The organism is Bacillus sp. P4_D3, assembly GCF_056401855.1.
Genome location: NZ_JBFUIN010000473.1, coordinates 1 through 2,461 on the forward strand (window position 1 = coordinate 1; position 2,461 = coordinate 2,461).

Below are 2,461 nucleotides of genomic sequence, written 5' to 3' on the forward strand. Positions count from 1 at the left end.
AATCCACTTGATAAACAGCAAATTGATCAAATTTCAGTGGCTCATTCACTCGAATTTCAGCTTCTTTTACCTTTTCTAATTTTGGTTTTTGACCCGCTATATTTTCTCCTACCGCTTTATATAATACAGCATTTGTTTGGAAGTTTTTCGCAATCATTTTATCACCAACACGATCAATTGCTTCATCAAAAACTTCTTTATCCTTACTCTTATCATAAACTTCCTTGATAAACTTTTCGTTTTTCAAATAGTATTGACCATCTGTTCCTGGTATTTCTTTCGTTTCACCGTCACGTAACCAAAGTGCTTCATCTACATACATACTCGGTAAAAAACGTAGCATTGCACCGAATAGAAAGATAATAAGACCAATATGGTTTACATATGGACCCCAACGGGAAAAACGTCCCTTTTCCGCTAAAACGTTCCCGTCTTCCTCTTTCACATTATAATTACGTTTCTTTAAATTAATTTGAACTCGTTCTAAGTCACCTTCATGCGGCGTACCAGTCCCGTTCACTCTCTGTCTTTTTAAAAAACTTGGGTGTCTTTTCACCCCTTGTTTTTTTAAAGCTTTATAAAGAGGAATGACACGGTCTAAACTACATATAACAAGTGAAATACCAATGGAAGCAATTAAAATCATGTACCACCATGATCCATATAAATTATTAAATCCTAATTGATAGTATAATTGTCCTAAAAATCCATACTCGGTCTTATAATATTCAGCTGGTTCGATTCCTGGAGTTATGTACATTTCTTGGGGAAAGATAGTTCCTATTGCCGATGCAGCTAAAGTTATTACAATTAACCATACACCTACTTTTACAGAAGAGAAAAAACTCCAAATTTTATCGACTATCGTTTTTGTATGTGTGAGAGATCTCCGGGCACTCCCCTCATATCTCATATCCAATAATTTCATATTTTCATTACTTTCAAATGGTTTCCCACATGCTTCACAAAAAATGGTTCCTATCGGATTAACATGTCCACATTCACACTTAATTTCTTTCAAAGCTCTCACCGCCCTTTTATCTATATGTACTATTGTATATTCCAGCTTAGAGTTACCGCAATACTCAGAATTTTTAAAGCGAAGGCGCTATACGTAAGCACCTCTTATGTAAAGGCTTTCTTAATTATGGAGTAATTTTCTTTAAGTACTCTTCCAATTGTTCCTTCGTTTGCTCACCTATAATTTGCTCTACTACTTTGCCTTCTTTWTCAATTAAAAAGGTTGTTGGTAATGGGCCTACTCCATATGTACCTATGATCTTTTGCCCTTTATCAATTGCAACTGGGAATTTCAAATCATATTGTTTCACAAAGTTCTTCACTGCGATATCCGTTTCATCTGCATCTAAGGCAATAATTTCAACGCCTTTTTCTTTATATTTCGGATATAACTCATTCATATAAGGCATTTCTTTTTCACAAGGTTTACACCAAGTTCCCCAAAAATTTAAAAATACACCTTTTCCCTTTAAATCTTTTAATTCTATATTCTTTCCTTCTAAATCAGTTACAACAAAGTTAGGTGCTTCTTTTCCAATTTGCATTTTCTCTTTATCAGTAAAAAATCCTTGATATAGCGTAAACCCTACCGCACCGCTTAAAATGAGCAAAATGATAACACGAAATAATAAGCGATTTTTTTTCATATTGTCTCCCCTCTCTTCGACGAGTGATAAATATATGTATTTTTTAATAAATCACCAGCGGAGCATTCCACTGGTGAAAGTTTCACAATATAAATTAGCGAGGCTTTGTAGAAGCCAATGCACGTAATTGTTTCACCTCATGTGGTGTCAATTCTCTTGCATCACCAGGACGCAAGCTACCCACTTCTAAAAAGGCATAACGTTCACGTTTTAGTTTCATTACTTTACAATCTAACGCTTCAAACATGCGGCGTACTTGACGGTTACGTCCTTCATGAATCGTTAATTGTACAATCGCCATCTCTTTACGCTTGTCCCAAGAAATAATTTTCACTTGTGCTGGTGCTGTTTTCCCATCTTCTAATGCAACACCTCGTTCTAACATGCGAATTTTATCACCTGTTAATGGCCCTTTAATTTTCGCAACATACGTTTTTTCAACTTTATATCTCGGATGCATTAATACATTTGCAAATTCCCCATCATTTGTCATCAATAATACGCCAGACGTATCATAATCTAAGCGTCCGATTGGGAATAAACGTTGTCTAATTTCAGGGAAAAAGTCTGTTACAACATTTCTTCCTTTATCATCTGATACACTTGAAATTACACCAGTTGGTTTATATAGTAAAAAATAAACAGGTTCTTCTTTTTCAAGAGGGATGTTATTTACTTCTACTTTATCTTGAGGAGTTACTTTTGTTCCTAACTCCTTCACTATTTTCCCATTAACTTTCACTTTCCCTTGCTGAATTAATTCCTCAGCCTTTCTTCTCGATGCAATACCTGCT

The 2,461-nt window shown here is 35.0% G+C and carries 3 protein-coding genes; all 3 read right to left on the minus strand.

The features are described from left to right. Positions 1 to 1,021 (minus strand): cytochrome c biogenesis ResB family protein (locus tag AC1DTM_RS22910; protein WP_477000958.1); only part of this gene is annotated, 1,021 nt, incomplete at its 3' end. Positions 1,022 to 1,145: 124 nt separating this feature from the next. Further along, the gene (gene resA, locus AC1DTM_RS22915) at positions 1,146 to 1,667 is read right to left on the minus strand and encodes a thiol-disulfide oxidoreductase ResA (protein WP_477000959.1); all 522 of its coding nucleotides are present in this window, start codon (positions 1,665 to 1,667) and stop codon (positions 1,146 to 1,148) included. A 94-nt stretch (positions 1,668 to 1,761) separates the two neighbouring features. Further along, a partial coding sequence (rluB, locus tag AC1DTM_RS22920) for a 23S rRNA pseudouridine(2605) synthase RluB (RefSeq protein ID WP_477000960.1) occupies positions 1,762 to 2,461 on the minus strand: 700 nt, incomplete at its 5' end.